Source organism: Nonomuraea sp. NPDC004186, from assembly GCF_053603495.1.
Genome location: NZ_JBSGFQ010000066.1, coordinates 45,056 through 68,762 on the forward strand (window position 1 = coordinate 45,056; position 23,707 = coordinate 68,762).

The 23,707-nt window shown below is 68.5% G+C and carries 27 protein-coding genes; 15 read left to right on the top strand and 12 right to left on the bottom strand.

The features are described from left to right. Positions 1-10: 10 nt before the first annotated feature. The 3 genes from ACWEPL_RS40545 to ACWEPL_RS40555 form a co-directional block, all read right to left on the bottom strand. Positions 11-1,522, bottom strand: a complete 1,512-nt coding sequence (locus ACWEPL_RS40545) for an FAD-dependent monooxygenase (RefSeq protein WP_452439318.1) — start codon at positions 1,520-1,522, stop codon at positions 11-13. A gap of 172 nt (positions 1,523-1,694) precedes the next feature. Beyond that, the gene (gene sigJ, locus ACWEPL_RS40550) at positions 1,695-2,588 is read right to left on the bottom strand and encodes an RNA polymerase sigma factor SigJ (protein ID WP_452439319.1); all 894 of its coding nucleotides are present in this window, start codon (positions 2,586-2,588) and stop codon (positions 1,695-1,697) included. Continuing rightward, entirely contained in the window at positions 2,585-3,784 is a 1,200-nt protein-coding gene (locus ACWEPL_RS40555) for an NAD(P)/FAD-dependent oxidoreductase (protein WP_452439320.1), read from the bottom strand. The genes sigJ and ACWEPL_RS40555 overlap by 4 nt, the downstream gene beginning before the upstream one ends. 163 nt (positions 3,785-3,947) lie before the next feature. On the opposite strand from ACWEPL_RS40555, the gene ACWEPL_RS40560 reads away from it, so the two are divergent. The 3 genes from ACWEPL_RS40560 (at position 3,948) to ACWEPL_RS40570 (ending at position 5,930) form a co-directional block, all read left to right on the top strand. Then, the gene (locus ACWEPL_RS40560) at positions 3,948-4,121 is read left to right on the top strand and encodes an Rmf/CrpP fold protein (RefSeq protein WP_452439321.1); all 174 of its coding nucleotides are present in this window, start codon (positions 3,948-3,950) and stop codon (positions 4,119-4,121) included. A gap of 349 nt (positions 4,122-4,470) precedes the next feature. Next, positions 4,471-5,334, top strand: coding sequence for a metalloregulator ArsR/SmtB family transcription factor (locus ACWEPL_RS40565; protein WP_452439322.1), 864 nt, complete (start codon positions 4,471-4,473; stop codon positions 5,332-5,334). Further along, complete coding sequence (locus ACWEPL_RS40570) at positions 5,331-5,930, top strand: dihydrofolate reductase family protein (protein ID WP_452439323.1); 600 nt, start codon at positions 5,331-5,333, stop codon at positions 5,928-5,930. Before ACWEPL_RS40565 ends, ACWEPL_RS40570 begins: the two co-directional genes overlap by 4 nt. Before the next feature lie 42 nt (positions 5,931-5,972). On the opposite strand, the gene ACWEPL_RS40575 is transcribed toward ACWEPL_RS40570, so the two are convergent. The 3 genes from ACWEPL_RS40575 to ACWEPL_RS40585 all read right to left on the bottom strand — a co-directional run bounded on the left by ACWEPL_RS40575 (position 5,973) and on the right by ACWEPL_RS40585 (position 8,039). Further along, positions 5,973-6,230, bottom strand: a complete 258-nt coding sequence (locus ACWEPL_RS40575) for a hypothetical protein (protein WP_452439324.1) — start codon at positions 6,228-6,230, stop codon at positions 5,973-5,975. Between the two features lie 207 nt (positions 6,231-6,437). Then, positions 6,438-7,280, bottom strand: a complete 843-nt coding sequence (locus tag ACWEPL_RS40580; RefSeq protein WP_452439325.1) for a tyrosine-type recombinase/integrase — start codon at positions 7,278-7,280, stop codon at positions 6,438-6,440. 285 nt (positions 7,281-7,565) lie between these two features. Further along, positions 7,566-8,039: a DoxX family protein gene (locus ACWEPL_RS40585; RefSeq protein ID WP_452439326.1), complete on the bottom strand. Its 474-nt coding sequence runs from the start codon at positions 8,037-8,039 to the stop codon at positions 7,566-7,568. On the opposite strand from ACWEPL_RS40585, the gene ACWEPL_RS40590 reads away from it, so the two are divergent. The 4 genes from ACWEPL_RS40590 to ACWEPL_RS40605 all read left to right on the top strand — a co-directional run bounded on the left by ACWEPL_RS40590 (position 8,038) and on the right by ACWEPL_RS40605 (position 11,605). After that, entirely contained in the window at positions 8,038-8,634 is a 597-nt protein-coding gene (locus tag ACWEPL_RS40590) for a TetR/AcrR family transcriptional regulator (RefSeq protein WP_452439327.1), read from the top strand. The genes ACWEPL_RS40585 and ACWEPL_RS40590 overlap by 2 nt on opposite strands. 80 nt (positions 8,635-8,714) lie before the next feature. Beyond that, positions 8,715-10,361, top strand: a complete 1,647-nt coding sequence (locus ACWEPL_RS40595) for an FAD-dependent monooxygenase (protein WP_363973348.1) — start codon at positions 8,715-8,717, stop codon at positions 10,359-10,361. Further along, on the top strand, positions 10,358-11,221 hold the full coding sequence (locus tag ACWEPL_RS40600; protein WP_363973351.1) for an SAM-dependent methyltransferase: 864 nt from the start codon (positions 10,358-10,360) through the stop codon (positions 11,219-11,221). Before ACWEPL_RS40595 ends, ACWEPL_RS40600 begins: the two co-directional genes overlap by 4 nt. Positions 11,222-11,431: 210 nt before the next feature. Beyond that, positions 11,432-11,605 carry a hypothetical protein gene (locus ACWEPL_RS40605; RefSeq protein ID WP_363973354.1) on the top strand — a complete coding sequence of 58 codons (174 nt, stop codon included), beginning with the start codon at positions 11,432-11,434 and terminating at the stop codon, positions 11,603-11,605. Between the two features lie 54 nt (positions 11,606-11,659). Here ACWEPL_RS40605 and ACWEPL_RS40610 read toward each other — a convergent pair whose 3' ends face one another. Together ACWEPL_RS40610 and ACWEPL_RS40615 are read right to left on the bottom strand one after the other, a co-directional pair. After that, positions 11,660-12,007, bottom strand: coding sequence for a Tn3 family transposase (locus tag ACWEPL_RS40610; RefSeq protein ID WP_452439328.1), 348 nt, complete (start codon positions 12,005-12,007; stop codon positions 11,660-11,662). Next, positions 11,934-12,398 (bottom strand): Tn3 family transposase, encoded by a 465-nt coding sequence (locus ACWEPL_RS40615; RefSeq protein WP_452439329.1) that lies wholly within the window; start codon positions 12,396-12,398, stop codon positions 11,934-11,936. The genes ACWEPL_RS40610 and ACWEPL_RS40615 overlap by 74 nt, the downstream gene beginning before the upstream one ends. Before the next feature lie 77 nt (positions 12,399-12,475). Here ACWEPL_RS40615 and ACWEPL_RS40620 point away from each other — a divergent pair, with 77 nt between their 5' ends. Beyond that, the gene (locus ACWEPL_RS40620; protein ID WP_452439330.1) at positions 12,476-12,868 is read left to right on the top strand and encodes a hypothetical protein; all 393 of its coding nucleotides are present in this window, start codon (positions 12,476-12,478) and stop codon (positions 12,866-12,868) included. Here ACWEPL_RS40620 and ACWEPL_RS40625 read toward each other — a convergent pair. Next, positions 12,834-13,709, bottom strand: a complete 876-nt coding sequence (locus ACWEPL_RS40625; protein WP_452439331.1) for a pentapeptide repeat-containing protein — start codon at positions 13,707-13,709, stop codon at positions 12,834-12,836. The genes ACWEPL_RS40620 and ACWEPL_RS40625 overlap by 35 nt on opposite strands. Positions 13,710-14,177: 468 nt before the next feature. Here ACWEPL_RS40625 and ACWEPL_RS40630 point away from each other — a divergent pair, with 468 nt between their 5' ends. Beyond that, positions 14,178-14,624: a hypothetical protein gene (locus ACWEPL_RS40630; RefSeq protein ID WP_452439332.1), complete on the top strand. Its 447-nt coding sequence runs from the start codon at positions 14,178-14,180 to the stop codon at positions 14,622-14,624. Here the strand turns inward: ACWEPL_RS40630 and ACWEPL_RS40635 are convergent. Then, entirely contained in the window at positions 14,566-15,129 is a 564-nt protein-coding gene (locus tag ACWEPL_RS40635; RefSeq protein ID WP_452439333.1) for a dihydrofolate reductase family protein, read from the bottom strand. The two genes, ACWEPL_RS40630 and ACWEPL_RS40635, sit on opposite strands and share 59 nt — an antisense overlap. Before the next feature lie 127 nt (positions 15,130-15,256). Here ACWEPL_RS40635 and ACWEPL_RS40640 point away from each other — a divergent pair, with 127 nt between their 5' ends. Further along, positions 15,257-16,003: a TetR/AcrR family transcriptional regulator gene (locus tag ACWEPL_RS40640; RefSeq protein WP_363973366.1), complete on the top strand. Its 747-nt coding sequence runs from the start codon at positions 15,257-15,259 to the stop codon at positions 16,001-16,003. A 1,203-nt stretch (positions 16,004-17,206) separates the two neighbouring features. Here the strand turns inward: ACWEPL_RS40640 and ACWEPL_RS40645 are convergent. Then, on the bottom strand, positions 17,207-18,007 hold the full coding sequence (locus tag ACWEPL_RS40645) for an SDR family NAD(P)-dependent oxidoreductase (protein ID WP_363973372.1): 801 nt from the start codon (positions 18,005-18,007) through the stop codon (positions 17,207-17,209). 59 nt (positions 18,008-18,066) lie between these two features. Between ACWEPL_RS40645 and ACWEPL_RS40650 the strand changes: the two genes are divergently transcribed. Next, entirely contained in the window at positions 18,067-18,669 is a 603-nt protein-coding gene (locus ACWEPL_RS40650) for a TetR/AcrR family transcriptional regulator (RefSeq protein ID WP_452439334.1), read from the top strand. Positions 18,670-19,687: 1,018 nt separating this feature from the next. Beyond that, on the top strand, positions 19,688-20,149 hold the full coding sequence (locus tag ACWEPL_RS40655; protein WP_452439335.1) for a hypothetical protein: 462 nt from the start codon (positions 19,688-19,690) through the stop codon (positions 20,147-20,149). On the opposite strand, the gene ACWEPL_RS40660 is transcribed toward ACWEPL_RS40655, so the two are convergent. Next, positions 20,086-20,652 carry a tyrosine-type recombinase/integrase gene (locus tag ACWEPL_RS40660; RefSeq protein WP_452439336.1) on the bottom strand — a complete coding sequence of 189 codons (567 nt, stop codon included), beginning with the start codon at positions 20,650-20,652 and terminating at the stop codon, positions 20,086-20,088. The genes ACWEPL_RS40655 and ACWEPL_RS40660 overlap by 64 nt on opposite strands. A 258-nt stretch (positions 20,653-20,910) precedes the next feature. On the opposite strand from ACWEPL_RS40660, the gene ACWEPL_RS40665 reads away from it, so the two are divergent. The 3 genes from ACWEPL_RS40665 (at position 20,911) to ACWEPL_RS40675 (ending at position 23,548) form a co-directional block, all read left to right on the top strand. Further along, positions 20,911-22,050 (top strand): pentapeptide repeat-containing protein, encoded by a 1,140-nt coding sequence (locus ACWEPL_RS40665; RefSeq protein ID WP_452439337.1) that lies wholly within the window; start codon positions 20,911-20,913, stop codon positions 22,048-22,050. A 346-nt stretch (positions 22,051-22,396) separates the two neighbouring features. Further along, positions 22,397-22,657 carry a hypothetical protein gene (locus ACWEPL_RS40670; protein ID WP_452439338.1) on the top strand — a complete coding sequence of 87 codons (261 nt, stop codon included), beginning with the start codon at positions 22,397-22,399 and terminating at the stop codon, positions 22,655-22,657. 117 nt (positions 22,658-22,774) lie between these two features. Beyond that, positions 22,775-23,548: a class I SAM-dependent methyltransferase gene (locus tag ACWEPL_RS40675; RefSeq protein WP_452439339.1), complete on the top strand. Its 774-nt coding sequence runs from the start codon at positions 22,775-22,777 to the stop codon at positions 23,546-23,548. The last annotated feature ends 159 nt before the right edge of the window (positions 23,549-23,707 follow it).

Below are 23,707 nucleotides of genomic sequence, written 5' to 3' on the forward strand. Positions count from 1 at the left end.
GATTTGCGCACTAATCCGGGGTTGGCGTGGCCCACGGGGCGGGCCGGTGGCGTACGTGCGCACCGTGAAGGCCGGCCGGGCCGAGCCACGTCGTGAGGGCGGTCCGGAGCGCGTCGAAGTCCGGCCGCTCGCCGGCGCGGGTGACCCAGGCGACATGTCCGTCGGGACGGATGAGTACGGCGTCCGCGCCCAGATCGGAGCCCTCGGCAAGACGGGCGCGAACGAGATCGACTCGGTCCGCCCAGCCGGTCACGACGCTGTCGAGCGGTGGGAGACCGCCAAGATCCAGCAGAACCGCATGGGCGCGGTGCAGGAGTTCGTAGACGCGGCCGCGGTCGAGATCGAGATCCGGGATCCGGCGGCCGAGAAGGTCGTCCGTCCCCTCCATCGGATACCTGACGTCGGCCGCCGTGATCATGCCGGCCAGGCGCAGCCGTACCTCGTCGATGCCGATGAGGTCGCCCAGCACCTCGCGCAGAGCTGAGGTGTGGTCGTCCACCCGCCACAGCGCGGTCTGGGCGCGGGTGTTGTGCAAGACGCGGGCGGCGACCGGGTGGCGTTCGGCGTGGTAGGTGTCCAGCAGCAGGTCAGGGGCCTGGCCGCGGACGACGGCGGCGAGCTTCCAGCCGAGGTTGACCGCGTCCTGCACGCCGGTGTTCAGGCCCTGACCGCCCGCCGGGAAGTGGACGTGCGCCGCGTCGCCGGCCAGGAGAACCCGGCCTGCGCGGTAACGGTCGGCCTGGCGGGCCGCGTCGCCGTGCCGGGAGAGCCAGCGCGGCGAGTGCATCCCGTAGTCCGTCCCGGCGATCTTGAGCATGGCCTTGCGGAGGGTCTCCAGGGTCATCGGTTCGTCCCGGCCGGCGACGTGATCGAACTCGTTGGTCAGCACCCGGTACCAGTCCGGGCCGTACGACAGCACCGAGAACCTGCCGTGCTCGCGCCGCTCCTGGAAGATGTCGGCCACGGGCGGCTCAGCGAGCTCGACGTCGCCGAGCATCGCGGTCATCGTGGCCGGGGTGCCGGGGAAGGCGACGCCGGCGAGCCGGCGCACGACGCTACGGCCGCCATCGCAGCCGACGAGGTAGTCCGCCCGGACGCGCGACCCGTCCGCGAGCTCCGCCGTGACACCCGTTTCGTCCTGGGTGAACCCCGTCACCTCGGCGCCGCGGCGCAGCCGTGCCCCCAACTGCGCCGCGCGCTCCTCCAGCAGCCGTTCCACCTCGGCCTGCAAGATGAGCAGAGCGTACGGATATCGCGTCGCCATATCGGATAGGTCGAGACCGAGTCCGGAGAAGTGCACGTCCTGCCGCGGCCGTCCGCGCTCGAGGAACCCGTCGAGCAGACCCCGCTGATCGAGCACCTCCATCGTGCGGATGTGCATTCCTCCGGCCCGCGATTCCACCGTTCGAGGCTCCGGGAGCCGCTCGAGGACGAGCACATCGATGCCGGCGAGCCCCAGCTCGCACGCGAGCATCAGCCCGGTCGGCCCCGCCCCGGCGATCACTACCTGTGTATCGGTCATGGTCAACTCCTTGGTCGTCCTTCAGTCGAATTGGTCAACACACGCAAAGAGGCGGAGACGCGTTCATCGACCGCCACAGGACGTGTCACCTGCGGCGGCGCATCTGCAGCGGCAACTTCGCTTGCGCCAGACATGCGCGATCGCGACCTACTGCGCTGTGGCTTGCCGACTCCTACCGGCTGATCTGACGCGGAACCGTCAGGGCGAGGAGTTTGTCCGGGTTGCGGATGACGTAGAAGTTGGTGATCTTCCTGTCGCCGACCTCGAACAGGCAGACGCCTACCAGGTGATCGCCGTCGTAGGCGGCCATCGCGGGCGCGTTGTTGCAGTTGACCATCTCGATCCGTGAGTCCGGCAACCGCCCCACGCGGAACAGTTCCGTGACAAGCACGGCCACTTTCTCCGCTCCCACCACCGGCTGGCGCGCCGCGGTGACCTTGCCGCCGCTGTCGGCGGTCCACGTGGCGTCCGGCGCGAGCAGCGAGAGCAGCCCCTCCATGTCACCGGTCGCCGCCGCGGACATGAACTGCTCGGTGATCTGCGTGGTCGTCCCAGCGTCGACGGGGTCGAAACGTCTACGCCGCGCCTGTACGTGCCCGCGGGCTCGGTGCGCCATCTGGTGCACTGTCGCTACGGACTTGCCCACCGCTGCGGCGATCTCGTCGTAGTCGAACCCGAACACCTCGCGTAGCACGAACACCGCGCGTTCATTGGGGGTGAGCGTTTCGAGCAGTACGAGCATCGCCATCGACACCGACTCGGCGAGCACCACATCGGCCGACGCGTCGTTCTCCTCCAGCAGCAGCGGCTCGGGCAGCCAGGAGCCGATGTACTCCTCGCGACGGCGCGTGCTCGCCCGCAAGGCGTTGAGCGCCTGCCGGGTCACCAGCCGCGCCAGATACGACTTGGTGTCCCGCACCGCCGCGAGATCTACCTTGGCCCACCGCAGATAGCTGTCCTGCAGCACGTCGTCGGATTCGGTCGCCGAGCCGAGGATCTCGTACACGATCGTGAACAGCAGCGGCCGCAACACGGTGAACCGCTCGGCGTGCTCGTCGGCGCTCACGGGGAGGTGACCGCCCGCGCAGCGGAGGCCGACTGGTCGGGGCGCGGGCCACCCTTGGGCCAGCCCATGGAACCGGGCTTGCGTGCCTCGCCGCGGATCCTCTTCGACACCACGAACTTGCAGGTCACTTCCTTGATCATTGCGCCCATGCGGCCGGGTATGTAGACGTTCACGGCGGTGTCGTCCTTACCGGCGATCTGTCTGATGCCGGCGTGCCGGCCCAGGCTGACGCACGCGCCCGTGAAGGCCAGATTGATCATCGCCGGTTCGGTCCCCGCGATGCGGCTCAGCACGGTGTCGGCGGCCTGCGCTCCGAGCGGCCCGGCGGCGTAGCCGCTCATCCGCAGCGGCTGGCCCGACGGTGCGGCTGCGTCCCCGGCCGCGACGATGCGGTCGTCGTCGATGCTGGTCAGCGTCTCGTCGGTGAGCAGCCGGCCGAGCGCGTCGGTGCGCAGCCCGCTCGCAGCCGCCAGCTCCGGCAGTCCGAAACCGGCCGTCCAGATGGTCAGTGCGCTCGGACGTACCACACTGTCGGCAGAACCGTCGGCCAGGACGACCGCGTCCGGCCGAACCTCGGTCACCGCGCCGCCCTCGAGCACGGCGACATCATGGCGGGTCAGCCATTTGGCGACGTATCGTCGCCCCCCTGCGCTCAGGTAGGGCGCCAGGGTTCGGCCACACACCAGCGTGACCTTGCGCCCTTGTTCGGCCAGTTCGGCGGCCGTCTCGACGCCGGTCAATCCGCCGCCGACCACAGTGACCGGAGCATCGAGGGGCAACTCCTCCAGCCTGGCGCGCAGCCGCTGCGCGGACTCCAATTCCGCGATGGGCCAAGCGAATTCGGCCGCGCCTGGCACCGAGGGGACCGCGCCGGTGCTGCCGACGGCGTAGATGATGTAGTCGTAGTCCAGCGCGCGGCCCGACGCCAGCCGCACGGTGCGGGCCGCGGTGTCAATGCGCGTTGCGCTGTCGACGACCAGTTGGATGCCCTCGCCGAGCAGCGTGCCGTAGTCGATCGTGGCGTCGCCGGTACGGGCCACGAACTGGTGCAGCCGGATGCGTTCGACGAACTCCGGGCGGGGATTGACCAGAGTGATGTCAACGTTGTCGCGCATCCGCAGACGGTTGGCCGCCAGCGTTCCGGCGTAGCCGCCACCGATGACCACGACCTTGTGGGATGTGTTGTGTTCGGTCATGCCCTCAAGACACCGGGGATCGCAGCTACATGACAGGACGCGACGTGACATGCGTCACTCCACTCAGGAGCGCGGAACACATGCTCGCGGCAGAGCCTTCGGCCCATCCCAACTGTGACACAGAACTCCCGTTCGTCTACGTCACAGCTGGAAAGGGCGCAGCATGGGCACGCGCGAGGACAACACCAAGGCAGTCACGGCCGGCCGCGAAGCAGGCCGCCGCGGCGACCCGCCAACCGTCTGCCCCTACCCGGGAACGTCGACCCTGCGCACCGCGTGGATCCGGGGATACGCCGAACAGCGCCCCCTGCCCAGGCAGGCCGACCGCGACGAGTAGCACGCCCACCGACACCGGCGCCGCACCGCGCCACTGCCACAGACCGAAGGGCCCGCCACCGGCGGGCCCTTTCGCATGCCCGCGACGGCCGGGCTTCTCGATGGTGATCGGGCCCGTTGATGGCATGGGCCTGGGGAGGAACTCCGACGTGCGTACCGACTGGGAACAGGATGAGCTGATCAGCAGGTGGACCCTGGTCCTGGCACCCCGCCGCCGTACCCACTGATCAACCGAGTGGCGGCTCGCCGGAGCTATGGGAGTTCCGGGCCTGCTCGGCCGATTCCCGGCTCACCCAAACTCCCAAAATATTCCTTGACACGAATATTCGTTATGGCGAATACTTCTGCCTATGGAGACAGCGGACGCACTTCTCATCGCACTGGCCGACCCGGCCCGCTGGCGGCTCGTGACCCTGCTGGCCGAGCGGCCCCGCTCGGTCGGCGTCCTCGCCCAGCTCGCCGAGGCGCGCCAGCCGCAGACGACCAAGCACCTGCAGACCCTCGAGCGCGCCGGCGTCGTCACCTCCCAGCGCACCGGCCAGCGCCGCGTCTACGCGCTCCGCTCCGCTCCGCTGCGCCACCTGGCAGCGGCGCTCAGCCGGCTCGCCGACACCGCAGAGCAGGCCGGCGGCCCGCGCGAGACCTACGACCGGTACGGGCTCAGCCTCCAGGCGGAGCGACTCGCCGCGGAGGAGCCGGGGTGGGCCGACGGCCGCTCGTTCAGGTTCCTCCGGTCGCTGACGCAGCGCCCCGAGCTGATCTGGCGCCACCTCACCGAAACGCCCCTGCTCGCCCGCTGGTGGACGCCCGACGACCTGCGCGTCTCCGAACTCGTCTTCGAGGCGCGCCCGGGTGGACGGATCGTCCTGGAATACCGCGACGCCGAGGACGCCGACGGCTCCGACCTGGTCGCCGGGCGCGCGCAGGGAGTCGTCGACGATGTACGCCCCGGCGAGCGCCTCGCCTACCGCTCCTCCCCGATGCTTCCCAGCGGCGACATCGCCTTCACCACCCACGTCGCCTTCGACCTACGGCCCACCGGCACCGGCACCGACCTCGACGTTCAAGTTCAGATCACCGACAGCACCGTCGACTCCGCGGACTTCATCGCGGGCATCGAGATCGGCTACGGCCAGACCCTCGACAAGCTTGCGGCGGCCCTCACCACGTACAACACCGACACGCACAACACCAATACAAGGAGCACGAAATGACGAACACGACCGGCCGCAGGGTGACCGCGAACCTGAGCCTCACCCTCGACGGACGCTACAACGGTCCCGGCGGGCCCGGCGATTTCGCCGCGTTCGCCCCGTATGTAACCAGCGACGTCGCCCGCAACCACATGACCCGCATGTGGGAGCACGCGACGACGGCACTGCTCGGCCGGATCAACGCCGAGGGATTCCTGGGTTACTGGCCGTCGGTCGCCGAAGACGACAACGCCGATCCGCGCGACCGCGGATACGCCAAGTGGCTGGTCGACACGGAAAAGGTAGTCTTGTCGACCACCCTGACCGACGCACCGTGGGAACGCGCCCGCGTGGTGAACGCCCCCGCCGCAGACGTCGTCACCGAGCTCAAGACCAGCGGTGAAGGCGACATCCTCGTCAACAGCAGCGCCAGCATCATCAAGCCACTCCTGTCGGCAGACCTGCTCGATCGGCTCTACCTCATGATCTTCCCCGAGATCGCCGGAGGCGGCCAACGACTGTTCGACGACGGCCTGCCGGCTACGAAATGGACGCTCACCCGCCAGGAGACCGGCGAGCTGGGCGAACTCGCCATGGTCTACGACCGATTCCGCTGAGCCAGCACGTCAGCGCAGCCCGTAAACAGGCTGTGGGAACGGTCAACTCTCCGCCGAGCCAACGTTCGCGGCCACCTTGGCGACCACTTTCTCGACCGCCTTCAGCGCGGCGGCCAAGCGCTCACGATCGCCCGGTTCCAGGGCGGCCTCGCCGAGCTGGTGTGCCAGCAACTCCAGATGTGTGGCGAAGCGCCTGCAGGCGTCAGCGGCAACGTCGACCGGGTCGTGGGTGGGTGGTCCCGGGGGCTCAGTGGTCTTGGCCGAAAATCCAACGAACCCGCCGCTGACCTGCGTTAACACCGGCTCTTAGGTGGGTTGATCGGCACGCTGGACGCCTGCTTGGAGAGGGTTCTCAACCCCGATCCATCCGCTGGTGGAGCGTTCAGGCCCTGGAACTATCGGGAGCGGCCCCGAGCACAGGACCGTCGGGCAGCAACAGCGGAGAATCCAACGAACCCACCCGTGACCAGCGGAGCCTTCGGGATTCGCGGATCGGTCAGCTCCCGGTCATCGGTGTTTGCGTCGGGCGGCGGCGGGGTCGCGGGAGGCGATGTGGTCGGCCACGGCGTCGACGCCTGGCCGGGCGTACCGCTCCAAGGAGCGCACCGAAGCATGCCGGGAACGGGCGAGCAGGGTCGGGGTGTTCGTGCCGTCCTCAGCCTCATGCGTCAGCGCCGAGTGGCAGAGCTGGTGGAGGGTCCATCCGCCGAGCAGTTCGAGTTCGTCGGGGCCGGTGACGCCGGGGTTGGCCAGAGCGCGGGTGTGGAACTCGAACAGCTCGGCGGCGCGCCGGTAGGACAGGCGGGCCCGGCCGGTGGTCCGGCATTTGTCCCTGGTGGCGGTGCGGGCGGGGGCTTTGCGGGTGGTGAGGAACATCGGCCCGGTGTTGCGGCCCTTGGTGAGGCGGGGCAGGAGTTGGGCGGTGCCGGACTGCCAGTGCACCCAGTCGGTCGCGCCGCCCTTGGAGACGACCTTGCCGCGTTTGTCGTCGGGCAGCAGGTCGTCGACGTCGAGGGTCAGAATCTCCTCCGCCCGTGCGCACGTCTCGTACAGCATCCGCCACAGCGCCTGCTCCCGCAGCGCGACCTTCAACGCGAACAGGTCGGCGATCTGGTCGCGGGATAGGGCCTTGGTGCGGTCGGGCGGCGCGGGCCGGCGTGCGATGCCGGCGATGGGGCTGGCCGTCAGCCAGCCGCGGCCGCGCCACCAGGCGACGGCGGCCTTCAGCACCGACAGCTCGCGGTTGACCGTGTTCGGGTCGACCAGGCGTGCCCGCTCGACGAAAGCGGCGGTGATCGCCTCGACCGCGCCGGGCGCGTTCAGGTCGGCGAATGCAACGACCGGCGGCACGGCGCGGCGGCGGTTGACGCCGAGCGGCGCCTGCTCGCCGCGGGCGAGCCACGCCCACGTGGTGAGGGAGATCTTGTAGACGCGCTTGCACGACGCGCCGATCCCTGCGGAGCGGAGCTAGGCCTCGACCGCGTCGGCGTAGGTCTCGGGTTCGTCGCGGCCGAGGGGGATCACCTCGGCGGCGCTCGCGCTCATGGTTCGCGACCCTCCCGTCCTCCCGCAGTAAATCCGGTATTTACTGCGGCAGTCCGGGGCATGGCCCTTCTGGTTTGTGCCTGGTCATCGTTACGGCGTCAGCAGCAGCAGCATCGTGGTTGCCCCGGCGACCACTGCCAGGAGCACGGGAGCCGCGGCGTGGGAGCGGTGGCGCCGATGGGCGAAGTCGCGGGCGCGCACGTGATAGCCGATCGCGCCGATCAGCAGCAGCGTGAGACCGGCCGCTGCCGCTACGGCGATCGGCCTCCACAGGAGGTCAGCCACAAGCCCCAGGGCACCGGCGATCTCCAGGACGCCGATGGTTCGGGTCATCGCCGAGCCCACGCCGAGCCGCAAGAGGTTGGCGGTCACCTGAGGGCGCAGCAGCAGCTTTTGAGCGCCGGCGAGCAGGAAGACAAGAGCGACCAGAGCGCTCAGTGTGGTGGCGGCGAACACCATGGCATGAACCCTTCCTACAAAGAACGAATGTTCCTTCACTATGGCGTGGGCGGCGAAGTTGTCAAGGACGAATGTTCGTTCTACGTTCTGTCCCATGGCACGCATGCCCAAAGAACATCTCGAAGCCCGCCGCCGCCAGATCCTGGACGCCGCCCGCCGCTGCTTCCTTCGCAACGGCTTCCACGCCACGTCCATGCAGGACGTGCTGGCCGAGGCGGAACTGTCGGCCGGAGCCGTCTACCGCTACTTCAAGAGCAAGGACGACATCATCGCTGCGACCGCCTCCGAAGCTCTGGCCGAGGTCGCTTTGGCGTTCGAGGCGGACGAGGCGACGCCGCCGGATCTGGACGACATCGTCGACCTCGTGCTGGGCGTCGGCCGTCCGCCGCTGTCCGGCTCACGCGAGTCCGCGCAGTTGCTGGTCCAGGTGTGGTCGGAGGCGCTGCGCTCGCCGTCGTTGTGCGCGAAGCTGAAGGAGGTCATGCAGGAGGCGCGCAGCGTGGTCGGCGGCCTCGTGGCCCGCCACCAGCGGCGCGGGCTTCTGCCTGCGGACGTCCCGGCGGGGCATGTGGCCGATGTCCTGGTGGCGCTTGTGGACGGGTTCCTGGTGTTGCGTGCGGTGTACGGCCACGCGGATCCGGCGGCGTTCAGGAGCGGGCTGAAGGCCCTAATGTCGGCGTCGGCGCAGACCGGCCAATAGAGAACGAACATTCGCTCTTGACGCTGGCGTTGGGGTCGTGCTGTTCTAAAAGAACGATCATTCGTTCTAAGGATGGATCCGTGACAGTGAACGCTGACATCCTCATCGCCGGTGCGGGACCGACCGGCCTGGTGCTGGCCATAGAGCTGGCGCGCAGAGGCGTGATCCCGCGCGTCGTCAACGCCGAAAGCGCCGACCACCGAGAGAGCCGGGCGGTCTCCATCGTGGCTCGATCGCTGGAAATGCTGGACGACCTCGAGCTGGCCCAGGCCGCCCTCGACCGAGGCGTCCCGCTGCACACGCTGAACTTCTACCAGGGCACGACGACCCTGGCCGAGATGGACGTGACAGCCGTGGACTCCTCGTTCCCGCTGGACCTGTGCATCCCGCAGTGGCAGACGGTCGCGCTGCTGCGTGAGCGCGCCGAGCACCTCGGGGTCACCGTCGAATGGGGCACCCGCCTGCTCGGGCAAGAGGCGGACGAGCACGGCGTCAGCGTGGAACTCGAGCACGGGGACGGCCGCCGCGAGCGGTATCGAACGGGCTGGCTGATCGGTGCCGACGGCGCCCACAGCACCGTTCGCGAGACGGCGGGCATCGGCCGGGCAAAGACCGATCTGAAGCGGGGCTTCATCCTGGGCGACGTCGCCGTGGACTGGCCGCTGACGCGGGACCGTTTCCACGTCTACTTCGACCGATCCGGCCTGGTGGCCGTCTTCCCCATGGTCGGAGGCTACTGGCGCATCCTGGCCAGCACGCCGGACGACCGGCCACCGCGCACCCCCGGGCTGGACGACTTCGCCACCTGGATCGCCGAACGCACCCCCCTCGACCCTGGAGTCCGCGACCTGCAGTGGAGTTCGTCGTTCGTGGCCCGCGAAAGCCTGGCCGACCGGCTCCGCGACGGCCGGATCCTGCTGGCCGGAGACGCCGCGCACAGCCACAGCCCGGTGGGCGGCCAGGGCATGAACACCGGCATGCAGGACGCCTACAACCTGGGCTGGAAACTCGCGCTCGTCGTCACCGGCCGCGCCGAGGAATCCCTCCTGGACAGCTACCAGACCGAACGCTGGCCCGTGGTAAAGGCCGTGGTAGAGGCAACCTCGACCACCACGAAGGTCGCCACCGGCACCACCCTGGTCGCCCGCAGAGCCAGACGGCACGCGCTGCGCCTGCTCGGCAGGCTCAACCCCGTGCAGCAGCGCCTGTCGAACGCCTTCGGCGAACACCTCGTCCACTACCGCGACAGCCACCTCGTCTTCCAACGCTGGCACGAGTCCCCCGCCAGGGCGTGGAGTGACATCGCCGGTACCGGACCGGAAGCCGGCGAGCTGATGCGCGACGTCTACCTCGAAAACCGCCAGGGCCCGGTCTCACTGCGGCACCTCCTCCGCACCCCCGGCCACCACCTTTTGCTGTTCACCGCGGACACCACCGACTCCACCACCCTGGCCCACTGGCAGGCCACGGCATACGAGGCGATGGCCGGGCACGGCGAGGTCCATCTCATCACCCGCGGCCACCTGCCATCCGGCCTCTCCGGCGGCGTCTTCGCCGACCTGCGCAGCGAGGCCCACAACCGCTACGGCGTCCGCCGCCCCAGCCTGTACATGATCCGCCCGGACAAATACGTCGGCTACCGCGGCGACAGCATCGACCTCGCACCCGTCAACGACTACTTCCACGCCCTGGGCACCACACCCGTAAAGGAAAAGACGACACCATGACACCGGACCCGACCGTCCCCGACAGCCTGACCGGGATCGGCGCGACCGCCTTGGGAGTAGCTCTCCTGCGCGCCCAAGAGAGCGAACGCCCGGACCGCCTGTTCGACGACCCCTACGCACGGCGCTTTCTCCAGGCCGTCGCCCCGGATTCCACTCCATGGGCCGCCGGCGCCTCACCCGCAACGGCACGTTTCCTGCAGGCGATGGCCGAACAAGTCGCCGTACGCACCCGCTTCTTCGACCGCGCGCTGCTGAACGCGACCGCGCAGGGCTGCGACCAGGTGGTCCTCGTGGCGTGCGGCCTGGACGCCCGCGCATTCAGGCTTCCCTGGCCGCCCGACACCACGATCTTCGAGCTGGACTTCGCCGACGTGCTCACGTTCAAGAGCGCCGTACTGGCTCGCCACCATGCCACCCCTGCGTGCCAGCGCATCGAAGTCGCCGCCGACCTGCGCCAGGACTGGCCACAGGCGCTGGAAGCGGCCAGCTTCGACCTGGAGCGACCGGCCGCCTGGCTGGCCGAGGGCATTCTCTACGCGCTCCCACCCAGCGCCGCAGACCTGCTCCTCGACCGGATCACCGCCGCCTCCGCCCCCGCGAGCACACTCGTCCTTGACCACGCCGAGGACTCCGAACTGCTGCGCGCCGCCCGCGCGGACATCTCCGCCGAACTCGTCGACCTGTGGCAGGGCGGCCCCGCCGAGAACCTGGACACGTGGCTCGCCAGGCGCGGCTGGCAGCCCGACGTGACGGACATCACCGAGGCCGCCACCGCCTGCCGACGCCCCGCACCGCCCGCGTTCGACCCCGACCGTGCGGACGCCGGGCGCGGCTGGCTGGCGACCGCCCAACTGGGCTGACCGTGTGCCGCCGCACGTCTCGACGCCGCACAGCGGGACACGGGTGGGCGGCTGGATCAGAGGGTGCGCTGCCCAACCAGGCCAGCCATTCGGCCCTCGTCGATGACGGTCTCCTGACCAGCCCTATTAGCCCATTCCGTCTTACTTGGTCTGCCCCCCACTGGAACCCCGACGTCCGCGCCGGACGTCATCCAACGCATCCTCGCCGCCATGGCCGAAGCCTGCGGAACCGACACCCCCGCCCCCACCTGGTGGGTCAACTTCCGCACCATCGACGAAGGCAACTGGGGATCCAGCGGAACCGTCACCTCCATCCACGACATGCTCAACACCGGCGTCTTCACCCCAGAACGAGCCGCCGCAATCCGCGACTCACTCATCTGACGCCGACAAACGCTCAACGCCACGACCAGCCCGAACGAGGCGAAGGCGGGAGACTCAGGGGTTGAGGAGGAAGCTGGTGCCCACGTCGGTGACGGCGGTAGGTCGCAGCGGCCGCCAGCCCTCGACGAGCTTGGCGAGTTCGGCTTCGATGTCGACGGTGATGAACCCGAAGAAGTTGATGTTCTCGCGGTGGCCGGGGGCGATGAACGACAGCAGCTCATCGCGGATCTCCCGGCCCTGGGAGCGCAGCTCGGAGATCGCGACTCCGTAGTACTCGGTCGTCCAGGTGATGACGGCGTTGGTGAGCAGGGTCAGGCACCACGCCTGCTCAGTCTGGTCTTGGAAGTGGGGGCGGACGATGGTGCCCTGCTGGGCGTAGTGCAGGTCCCGGCGCAGGGGCATGCAGGGATTCGCCCTTGTTGAGCTGCCGGGAGATCTTCCGCCGGTACACCGGATCCGACAGGTAGCGGGCCGCGTGCAGGGTCCGGCGCATCCGCCCCCACTCCTTGAGCGCCGTCGCCAGCGTGTTCTGCCGGGACGCCGCCGACCACTTCCCGACGATCAGCGACGCGGTCGCCTCGCCGAACTTCAGTGACCCGCCCATCCGCAGCAGGTCGGGATAGCACTCGATGATCAGATCGGTGTTCCACCGGTCGGCCAGGAGCGGCCCGGCGTGCGGGTAGAGGGCGTTGGTCGCGCCGGGGGTGTCGACGCGCAGCATCGTGATCCGCCCCAAATCCCGGATCCGCGGGGTGAGGGCCTTGCCGACCAGGTCGAACAGCCCGAAGTTCACCAGGGTCGTTATGTGGACACTGTCAAGCAGCGACGTTCTCTGTCCTCACGGCGCCTTGATCGATAAGGTGTTCGGCCATGGGCGTCTTGGTCGACTACTTCACGGCAGAGTCAGATCAGTCAGCCGAACGAGCTCTGTCCGGCGGGCCCGCGCGCGTGAAGTTGCCATATGTCGACTGCAAGGGGTGGATCGACGAACTCGGAGACCTGGTAGCCGAGCTCAGCGGACGCGACGTCAGCGAGTTCGGCGACAGCGAGGTCGTCGTGGACGACAGTGAAGTATCGGGCGTGGACCGGGTGATGCCGGAGACGGTCGCCGCGCTCGCCGCCATAGAAAATGCGCGGCTGAGTGAGTATGCCGAGGACGAGCTGCTCAACGACTACGAGATCGAACGCATCACCGCCTTGCGGGACCTGGCCCGCGAGGCGGTGCGGCTCAGCCACGGGATGTATCGCTGGATGTGCGTCTGAACGCGGCGAACAGCTCTTCGCGGAGGACGGGCGGCAGCTTGCGGCCCAGCCTCGCCGGGCTCACCAGAGCCTGATCGTCGGTCCATGCGCGCGCCGTGTCGGCGAGGAACTCCAGTGCGGAACGGGCCTCCTGGCGATGCTTCTCGTCCGGCCAGCTGTCGACCAGCGGCAGCACCGAACTCGCCCGCTCGGCGATCCGGTCGAGGAGCGCGTAGCCGGGCAGGCCGGGAAAGCGCTGAGCCCGCAGGTCGATGTGGCGGAAGGAGACGTTGTCGAGTTCGGCGGCGGTGAAGTCGTTGCCACTGAAGTCGTTGTGGTCTCTGCCAAGCACTGCCTGGTCGCGATCGGCCGGGCGGCCCCAGAAGTTGATGCTGCGTACCGGGCCGCGGAAGACGCAGTCGACGAACTCCGCCTCGCTCGTGTTCGTCTGCTGCCGCAGGCGAGACCGGTCGAAGGTGCACCCCTCGAACCGGACGTTGCCGAAGGCAGTGAACTCCGCGAATCGAGTGCGGCGGAACACGCAATCGCGAAAGACGGTCTGCGGCCACGCGGCGCCGTCCCACTCCTGTCCGCCGACGCCCGTGCCGGTGCTGCCCATCAACAGTTGTTCGAAGGCGGTGCCGGTGAAGTCGCAGCCGTCGAACTCGCTGCCAAAGGCAACGAAACAGGGCAACCGCATCGCGGTGAAGTCCACCTTGACCGATCTCGCGCGGTCGAAGATCACGTCGGTCACGCCGGCGGGAAATGGGAACCGCTGATCGCAGAGCTCCCCGCGAGCGATTCTCGCGCTGCGCCACTCTTCACTGGTCGGCGCGAGGGTGAACGGCTCAAACGTCTTCACGTCAGGCTGCCTGAACGTAGAGATTCATGTGCGGAGTTTCGCATTCAACCCCGACAAACCTTTCGATCATCTGCGTCGGCAGGGTGGAGGGGTCGTCTGGATGGGGCCTTGTCCGAGGTCAGCGAGGAGGGCTTCGAGCCGCCGGACCACGGCCCGATGTCGTTCGACCTCGCGGGTCCAACCGCGTTCGTCGGCGTCCTGGATCAGTTGCTGTTCCACCTCTAGACGGGCCCGGAGCCGTGGGGGCGTAGTCCGGGGTGGTGACGAACTTGGCGCAGGTCAAATAGAGGTCGCACTCGCATGGGCCCTCGGCTGGCAGGCGCAGGCAGTGGCCGAGCTCGAGTTCGGTCTTGAAGAAGTTGGTCTTCAGCCAGTGCACCGCCTCGTCGGGCAGGACGCCGGACTTGACGTCGACTGCGGCGGGGCCGGCCGGACCTGGCGATCGAACTGCTCGAACAGGGACGCGGGGTGCTCTGGGCGCAGTCCCTCGACGTGGCCACCGACATCACCGCTCTGCGCGAGGCGCGTCCGGGGCTCGCCGCCGCCCTCAGCGCCGTACGGACCGAGCTCAACGCGCCGGCGGCGACGGTACGGACCGACGATGACGCGCTGGCGCCGATGGAGGAGACCGAGCTGAACGCGGTCGCGGCGTCGGTGGACCGGAGGATGAGCCTGGCCCTCCGGTGGGAGGCCCTGGTACGCGAGGTCCGGGCCCTGCCGGGGTTCGAGACGTTCCTGCTGCCCCCGACGGCCGGCCACCTGCGCTCCGCCGCCCGTGGCGGCCCGGTCGTCATGCTCAACGTCAGCTCGATCCGCTGCGACGCGCTCATCCCTGCCCGGTCCGTGGCCGATCGGCTCAGCGGCGGACGCGGTAGCGGATGTGGGTGGCCTCGGGCGTGTCGAGCACCTGAATGATCTCCAACTCGATCTCCGACGGCAGGACGTCGAACAACCGGCGCCCTGCGCCCAGGAGTACTGGAATGTGGTGGATCTGCACTTCATCCAGCACTCCGGCCTCGAGGGCCTGCTGCACCGTGTACGCGCCGCCACGAATCTGGACGTCCCGTTCCCCGGCGGCGGCCTTCGCCTGCGCCATCGCGCTTTCGATCCCGTCGTTCACGTAGGTCACCAGCGGATAGCCCCACCTGGCGGCCGGGCAGGGCGGCCGGTGGCTGGGGACGAAGATCGGGAGACCGCCGTGAGAGCCGCCCCAGTGGTCCATGAGCTCAGCGGTCCGCCGTCCCGCGAGGATCGCACCAGCTCCGTTCCATTCGTCTTGGAACTGCTTGACCGGCCCGGGATGCTGGTCCGAGTCAGCCCACTTGTGCAGCCGCTCGCCATCGTTGCCGCCGAGGAAGTCGTTGGGATCGGCGATGTACCCGTCGAGGGACATCGACATGTCGAGCACTGATTTGGACATGGCCCACTCCTTGTTTCACGGCGTGGCCCCTCGGCCACCGCCTGCTCCCGGGTCCGGAGATTAACTGTGTCCCCAAAACACTGTGTACGGTAGAGACAGTTTTGGCGGATGGCAAGCGGGAGGCGACGTGGCGGTCAACGAGGATCCGAGGACACTGGCGGAACTGTTGTGGGGCCTGCGGAAGCCGCGTATCAGAGGCCCCAGGCCCGCCTTCGACCTCGCCCGGCTGGCCGACACCGCCGTCAAGGTCGCCGATACCGAGGGCCTGGAGGCGGTCTCCATGCACCGCATCGCCGCCGAGCTCGGCCTCACCAAGATGGCCCTGTACCGCTATGTCAACGGCAAGACAGAGCTGATGGCCATCATGATCGAGGCGGCGGTCGGCACACCCCCCGACCTGAGCGGGGCGGCCGGCTGGCGGGCCAAGCTGGAGGAGTACGCCCGCGGACTGTCCACCGCCTGGCGGCGCCACCCCTGGCTGCCGTCGGTCACCGTGGGCGACCGCGTCATGGGACCACGTGAGACCGCATGGCCCGAAACAGCCCTCAGTGCCCTCACCGACACCCCCCTGACCGAACGCGAACGGCTCGACGCGGTCATGATGGTGTCCCACCACATCCGCGCCACCCACCCGGCCGCCACCCAAGGCACTCAGACCTGGACGGACGGCAGCGCCGCCCCCATCATGCGCGACCTGCTACTGCTCAACGCCAGCCGCTTCCCGCTGCTTGCCACCACCGTGACCATCCCCTCAACCACCACCACCCAGGAATTCGGCCTCCTCGCCCTCCTCGACGGCCTCGAACGCACCATCACTCAACGCACCCACAACAACGGCGACGAACAAACGGCTTCGCGCCCAGATCCTCCGTAAGCGGCGACCACCAGCGGGCCCCCGAACACGATCTGCCCACCGACGGCCGGATTCCGGCTGGTGCCACTCCCGCGACCCTGTGAGTCTCCTCAGGAACCGGAGTCGAGCAGATGAGCGGGGATGCCGAACCCGGTTACCTGGTGCGCCTGTAGCGGGTTCTCTGGCCGCGAGGACTGCGGACCCTACGGCAGGGCCGCCGCGAAGTCGGCGTGTGCTTGCTCGATCGCTTCGGGGTAGGCGCGGGCCTTCACATGCTCGGCGAGCGCCCGGTAGAGGGGTCCTGGTAGCAATGGCGAAGGATTCAACGGATATGCCTCTCGCCTGCGCTTATGTAGAGGTCTCAGGTTAATAGGCCAGACCTGAGCCCTGTTGTCTATACAGGCCAGAGGCATATCTGTTGGATTTCCAGCCGAAGCTACGGGGACCCCGGAGGAGTTGACGCCTGACGCCCTGCCCGTCTACGGGGCCGTCCTCACGTTCGGCCATCCGTACCACACGGTCTCGGGCACTGTCGGACTCTGGTCCAGGTATGCCCTTGCGAACTCCCGGCCAGTGGACATCAGGCCCGTGGAGGTCGGAGGAGACCGGAGCCGAGGGGGTGCGGTCCACCGTGCGGACGCCATCCGGCGACGTGGCCGTGTACATCGCCCACCTGCCCTCGGTCCGTATCCGACTGCCAGACGGCTTCGCACCGGCCGGCGGGATGAGAGCGCCGCCGCACTGGGCGCGGCCATCGCCGCGGAAGATCTGGACAAGATCGTTCTGCTGGGCGGCTTCAACCCCGGGGGCGGCCGGAGTACGCCGGAAAACGTGCCGCTGTGCTGGCGATGCGCAGGGGGCTACTCATGACGATCCGGCAGTCGGGATCGCACGTTTGATTCCATGAATCGTCGCTCCACTGTCAGCGGGCTGTTGATCGCGATCTTGTCCTTCAACTTCCGCACCGGGTTTCCGGGGTGATCAGGCCAGCGCCGATCAGCCGTCCCAGGCGCAATCCAAGGACCCGCCACCGGCGAAAGGGCTTCTGCCCCCAAGCCGGGCCGATCACCCGCTCACTGCTGCCCTCGCCCGAGGGTGTCGAGCGGATCGCCATGAACCCCTGCCTCGGCGTGAACGCCTTCCTCGGCCTCGTGCTCGACGCCATCCCGCAACGGGAGATGACCGACAAGGCGGAGTCGCGAAGTTCCGCATCTGCCTGCTGGGTCAGTGGACGCCTTTGACCGCGCCACCGTCCACGCGGAGGGTGGTGCCGGTGACGTAGTCGGCGAGTGGGCCGGAGAGGTAGAGGACGGCGGCGGCGATCTCCTCGGCCCGGCCGAAGCGGCCGACGTCGTTGGGCGCCAGGTCCTCGATGGCGTTACGCTCGATCTCCTCCCACATCTGACCCCAGCCGCGAGCGGGAGCCAGGTCGATGACGAACCGCTGGACGGCGTCGACCAGGATGGCGCCGGGAGCGACGGTGTTGGAGGTGACGCCGCTGCCCTTCAGCTCGCGGGCGAGGGAGACGGTCAGGTTGTGGCGGGCGGCCAGGGTCGCCGTGTAGTGCGGAAGGTCCGCGATCGGCTGCACGGCGAGTCCGCCGCCGATCTGGATGACCCGGCCCCAGCCGCGTTCGCACATCCCGGGGACCATCCGCTGGATCATGCGAACCCCGGAGACGACGTTGACCTCGTAGGTCCGGCGCCAGTCCTCGGCGGAGGCGTCGTGCCAGGAAAGGTGCGGATACGCGCCGGCGTTGTTGACCAGGATGTCGACCGGCCCACCGGCCAGCGCCGCCTCGGCCACCGCATCGGCGCCGGCGTCGGTGGTCAGGTCGCCGATGGCGACCTCGGCGCCGCCGCCCTCTGCTCGGACGGCGGCGGCGACGGACTCGGCGCGGACGCGGTCGCGACCGTGGATCACGACGGCGGCCCCTTCGGCGGCCAGCGCCTTGGCGGTGACCTCGCCGAGACCCGAGCTGGAGCCGGTGACCAGTGCACGTTTTCCGGTCAGGTGCAGGTTCATGATTCCCCCTAGGACACATGTCTACAGTCGTAGACTTATCTGAAGTATACACTTGTAGAATGAGTTCCGAACCCGCCCCCGACCGGCGCCGACGCGACGCCGCCGCCACCCGGCAGGCCATCCTCGACGCGGCGGTGGCCGCCTTCACCCGGCACGGCTATGACGGAGTGGGCGTACGCGACATCGCCCACAACGCGGGGGTGACCGCGATGCTCATCAACCGCTACTTCGGCTCGAAGGAGCACCTGTTCGCCGAAGCGGTCGACGTGGCCTTCGCTCCGCGCACCGTCATCACCGGCACAGGCACGGAACTGGCCGGACAGACCGCGCGGACACTCGTGGCCCGGACGGCGCCGGAGGCCGAAGAGCTCGGACCGTTCCTGCTCATGCTCAGGTCGGCCGCCAACCCGCGGGCGGCTGAGATCATGCGCGACGCCATTGCCCGGCATGCCGGGCGGCACCTGAGCGAGGAACTGTCCGGTGCCGGAGCGGGGATGAGGGCGGAACTGATGCTCGCCGTGCAGGCGGGGCTGTGGCTGATGCGCCGCGTCCTCGGGACGACGGCGCTCGCCGAGGCGCCCCCGGAGGATCTGGCCCGGTACGTGACGATGCTTTTCCAGGTGCTGGACATGCCGGCGAAGGACGCCACGCCCCGAGGCTGAGCAGGGATCCCCCGTCGGCCGGCGGTCATCGCGCCGTCAACGGCGAGGGCCGTGATAACGCCCTGCGACGCGTTTTCCCAGGTCGCGTTGCTCGCTAAGTGCTTTTATGTGCGGTCGAACTCCACCTGGCCGCCGGGGTACTTGGGCTGTGGGCCTCGGTGGACGTGGCCCGCCGCGTCTGGCGGCTGGAGGGGTTCGACGGCTAGGGCACCCTGAAAGCAGCAGGCCCCGGCCATGATGGATGGCCGGGGCCGCGGAAGGTTCGAGAGCTCATGTCTCGGAGGAGTGGTCACTCCCGCCTATGTAGGCGACGCCACCATCTCTTCCATGCAGGTACGTTGCCCGATAAGGCATCGCCACTGCTGTCCCCCATGTCGGAGGAGTCCGATTCGCGGAAGGTCAGCTCAAGCTCACCAAGGAATCTGGTCTTCCACTTCAGCGACTCCACCTTGTGTGCGTCGCCCTTGGCCATAAGGCGAAGGACTCCCAGAAACGCCACGACTGGTAGAGCGATCGGCAGGAGCCAGACGTAGGGGCTGCTGACCGTTTCACCGATCGCAGCCCACACCTTGTGCTAGCTGTCCTTACGAAGGGCTGGGGACATCGACCCCGTCCCTTCCGATGGCAGGCACGAACGCGTGTAGTCGGGGGAACCCCGCCCCACGGCTTGTGGGACGAGTTCGCACTGCAACAGCCCAGCCCTTGGGCGAGGCACGGTCTGGGAAACCACGCCCCGTGTAGGGCACCTAGCTCTTGGGGCGACCACCGCGTGCACAGGGACGGATGTCGAGTGGCCGATCAACGGATTCCATGTCGGTCTCCGCTTCTCTGCTCCGACACCCCTCGAACTCGATGTGCCATGTCGGCTCACCTTGTCCCGATCGCTCGTCAACAATCTACTCCCGCCAACGGCTGGCGCGGAGGGCGTCTTGCAGGCACCGCGGCCGCGCGGAATCCACGAGCCGGCTTGATCGGAGCTTGGCTGCCACACGATCTGCGGAGGATCAGCGGTGTAGGCGTGCTGGACGACAACAGCGTCATGGGTGATCTCCATGGCGGCAGACGGAAGAGCGAACGCCAGACGCCCGTCGCTCAGGTCGATCTCCGCGTCGGCCAGGGCGCCGCCCAGGATCGCGTCCACGGCGTGGCGGCTCACCTGGAGCCGGACTCGCCGACCGTGCCCGACTTCGACCCTCACACGTTCGGCTATGCCGGTGAACAACCGAGATACCTGCTCTTGGCTGATCACACCCTCATCGACCGCCGATGCTGGCATCACCGCGATGGTGGGTTCGAGCGCTGCTGTGGCCGGGTCAACCTCAGCCAGGTCCCCCTCCTCGACGTCTGGAGCGCACAGGTAGTTCGCCCACCACGCGGCGGCGAACTCGGCGCTGGAACGAGCCGCGTGCGCAGAGATCATGTCGGGGTGTCTCCCGGTTCGCTACTCGTCTCGGTCGTGAAGTCGGCTTCGAGCTGGTAGGCGACGTACCCGCCGAGGTCCTGGTCGGGATGGTTGTAGCGCAGCGTGGTGGCGATGCCGGCGTGCCGGGCGGCGGCCTGCACCTTGTCGGGTGCGATGCCCAGGGCGAAGGCGTGGGTGATGTAGGTGGAGCGCAGCATGTGCGGGTGCAGTTGCGCGGCGCGCTCGGCAGGGATGCCGCCCAGCCGGGCGGCTTCGCGCAGCGCGCCGGCGGCCCACCAGCGGTCGATGGGCCACCCGTCGCGCTTGCTGAACAGCAGCTCGGTGGCGGCGCGGCCGGTCAGCAGCGGTTTGAGCAGTTCCGTGGCCAGCGTCGGCAGCGGGAGCAGTTCCTCCGTGCCGCCCTTGTTGCGGAAGGAGACGGTCAGATGGCGGACGCCGTGGAAGTCGACGAGCGTGCGGATGTCTCCGACGGTCAGCGTGAGCAGCGAGCCGCTGCGGGTGCCGAGCCCGGCCAGCATGGCCACCGCGGCGGCCGCGTCCGGGCGGGTCTCGGCGAGCATGCGCGCCCCTTCACGCACCTGCCCGGCCTCTTGGGCGCCTGGAAGCAGGCCCATGCCCGCGCCGGCCGGGCTGACGACGGGTGCCCGTATCGCGTTGACCAGCTACTTCGCTTCCGAACCCCAGATAGCGATGGTGGTGAGGGTTCTTCAGTGAGGGTGAAACCTCACGGTGCCGAGGCCGCACCTCATGGTGTTCGGGTGCGATCACGAGTTGAGCAATGCGCCTCGGAACGGTTCGCGGCAGGGTGGAATCGATGCATGGGGCTTTTCCGGCGCTCTCCCCGGCTGTCTGCGCGTCCGCCCGAGTTGCGGCCGCCGCGTTCGATGTGGTGGTGGACCCTGCCCGCGGCACTGCTGATCGGCGCGGCCGCGTGGGGGACGACCGCGTGGTTGCTGCAGGACCTGTACACGGTGCCGGTATCCGGGCGGGTATCCGCCCGGATCGAGGCGACCAGGACGGCGTTGGCGGCCGCGGCCGGCGTTGGCGCCGCGACCCTGCTGCTGGCCGTACGCCGCCAGCGGCACCAGGAGCTGACCGCCGCGCACACCACGCACGACGCCGCCGAGCGCCGGGTGACCGAGCTCTACGGCAAGGCCGCCGAGCAGCTCGGCAACGACCAGGCCCCGGTACGGCTGGCCGGCCTATACGCCCTGGAACGCCTGGCCCAGGACACCCCGACACTGCGGCAGACCATCGTGGACGTGATCTGTGCGTATCTCCGGATGCCGTTCGTCCCGCCTCCGGGCCAGAACCCGGACCAGAGCGCCGACGAGCCTGCTGTGCCGCGCGCCGCCATCGCCGGCGTCTCCGCCCCGGCGGCCGGGCGCGACCCGCTCGAGGAGCGCCAGGTCCGCCTCACCGCCCAGCGCATCCTGACCGCCCACCTACGCCATGATGAGCCTCCACCCCACCACCGCTGGTGGCAACGCCGACCCCCTGCCCCCAACCCGCGACACTGGCCCGACATCACCCTGGATCTCACCGGCGCCATCCTGATCGACCTCGACCTGAGCTACTGTCGCGTAGACGACGCCTTGTTCGAGGGGGCGACCTTCACCCGTGGCGCCCGGTTCGACAGGGCGACCTTCACCGGCGAAGTCTCGTTCGAGGAGGCGACCTTCAACGTGGGTTCCCGGTTCGACGGAGTGGTCTTCGCAGGCAACGCCTTGTTCAGCGGGGCGACCTTCATCGGCCATGCCCTGTTCGATGGTGCAACGGGGCTGGAGATGGCGGTCCTGGAGGACGTGCGTGTGGCGCCCGCGGCCGAGGGGGTGCGGCAGAGGTGGCCGCCCCCCTGGCGGGTGGAGGAGACGGCGGATGGGTGGCAGACGCTGCGCCTGGCCGAGAGCAAGGAGAGCGGCGGGGCGGCAGGAACCGGCCGGAAAGCCGGGGACTGACATACGGCGCTGGAAGAGACGGTCAACGTGCCACACGTGGAAGAAGAGATCATCTTGCTCTGACCTGCAAGACAAGGCCGCCAACCCAAGATAACGGTCCACTCGGCGGCGTACCGGCAGCGTGCGGGCTCGTACGGCGGTTGCCAGGTGGAGGGATCTTGATCGGCTTTCTGCCTGTTCGAGCGGGCGGTGACAGCGACCAGGTGCCAGGGATCACGCAGGTCGTTGGCGTAGTCCTGGCGTTGGGCGGCGGTCCAGTCGTAGGCGCCTGAATCCCAGGCTTCGGCGAGCGGGACCCCGTCAGGATGCCCAGGTCAACTTCGTCGCAGTCGCCAACCACGCGCAGGTGTCGACCGACTTCCTCTACCGACACCCGCAGTTCCGCGACCAGATCACGGCCCTACGACAGAAGGCTCGTGGTCGCTCGACACCGCCAGCCGATGCGCCCGATGTGGCTGAGGACACGACCAGCAGTGCAGTCCGAGCACTGGCCGGCCAACTTCGTGAGGCGAAGGCCAAGCACCGCACCGAGGTCGCGGAGTTGCAGAAGGCACTGGCCGCTGCGCACGGCGAGAATCTCAGCCTGCGACGGCGACTTCAGGCGTAGGAGGGGTGACACGAAGCGCGCGGAATGCGGTCGTGAGCGGACGGGCTGCCCTTGCGAAACCATTTGTGGCCCGACTTGCTCCGCTGATGTACTGACGTCCCACCGTGAGTCTGCCGCGTGACGGAGGTAGTAGTTGTGACGGGTTATAATGCGCTTGCCGAGGTGTACGAGTGGCTCATCTCGGATGCAAAGCTGGCTCCGGCCGACTTCGCTGCGTCGTTCGATGACGTCCTCAGTCGCCTCCCGTCGAACGCTGACGTCCTCGATTGTTCGTGCGGAACCGGACAGTTGGCGGTCGGCCTCGCCGGTCTTGGCATGCAGGTTGTCGCAACTGACGCCAGCGAAGCGATGGTTCGCCGGACTGCGGAGTTGTCTGAGGAGTTCAAGGCATCTGTCCGGACAGTGCGGGCGGACTGGCAAGAGTTGCCCGACTACTTCGATGACGCCACCTTCGACATGGTGTTCTGCGTTGGTAACTCGCTGCACCATGCCGTGGGCGCGAGAGGCAGGGTTGCTGCTCTGGAGTCGATGTCACGGCTTCTGCGCCCTGGCGGGCGCTTGGTGCTCACCTCCCGTACTTGGGAACTTGTGAGGGCCAGAGGTTCCCGGCTGGACATCAGTGACCGACTCGTCCGCCGGAACGGTCGCAATGCCGTCGTGGTCTACCGCTGGGAGATTGCGCCGCATTGGGAGGACGAGCACCACATCGAGATTGCGATCGCGCAAGTTGATGCGGCTGGGTCGGTTCTTGTCCGCTCGGAACTGCTGTCGTGCTGGCCGTACCGATACGACGAACTCGAAGTCGAGTTGAACCGCGTCGGACTCCGGGCGGAAATGAGCACGTTCAACCCTGAGGCCGAGAACTACATGGTGGTGGCGAGCAAGGTATAGACAACGGGCTCGCAGTCCCTAGCCGGACCGCGCGGTTGCTCGCGGGAGACTTGAGCCCTCTCATCGGCAGATCCGGTAAACGGCTCGCAGCCTTGGACGGCGAATAGATGCACTCCCGGTCAGACTGTCAGCGGTATGTCATCGACGTTCTGACCTGCC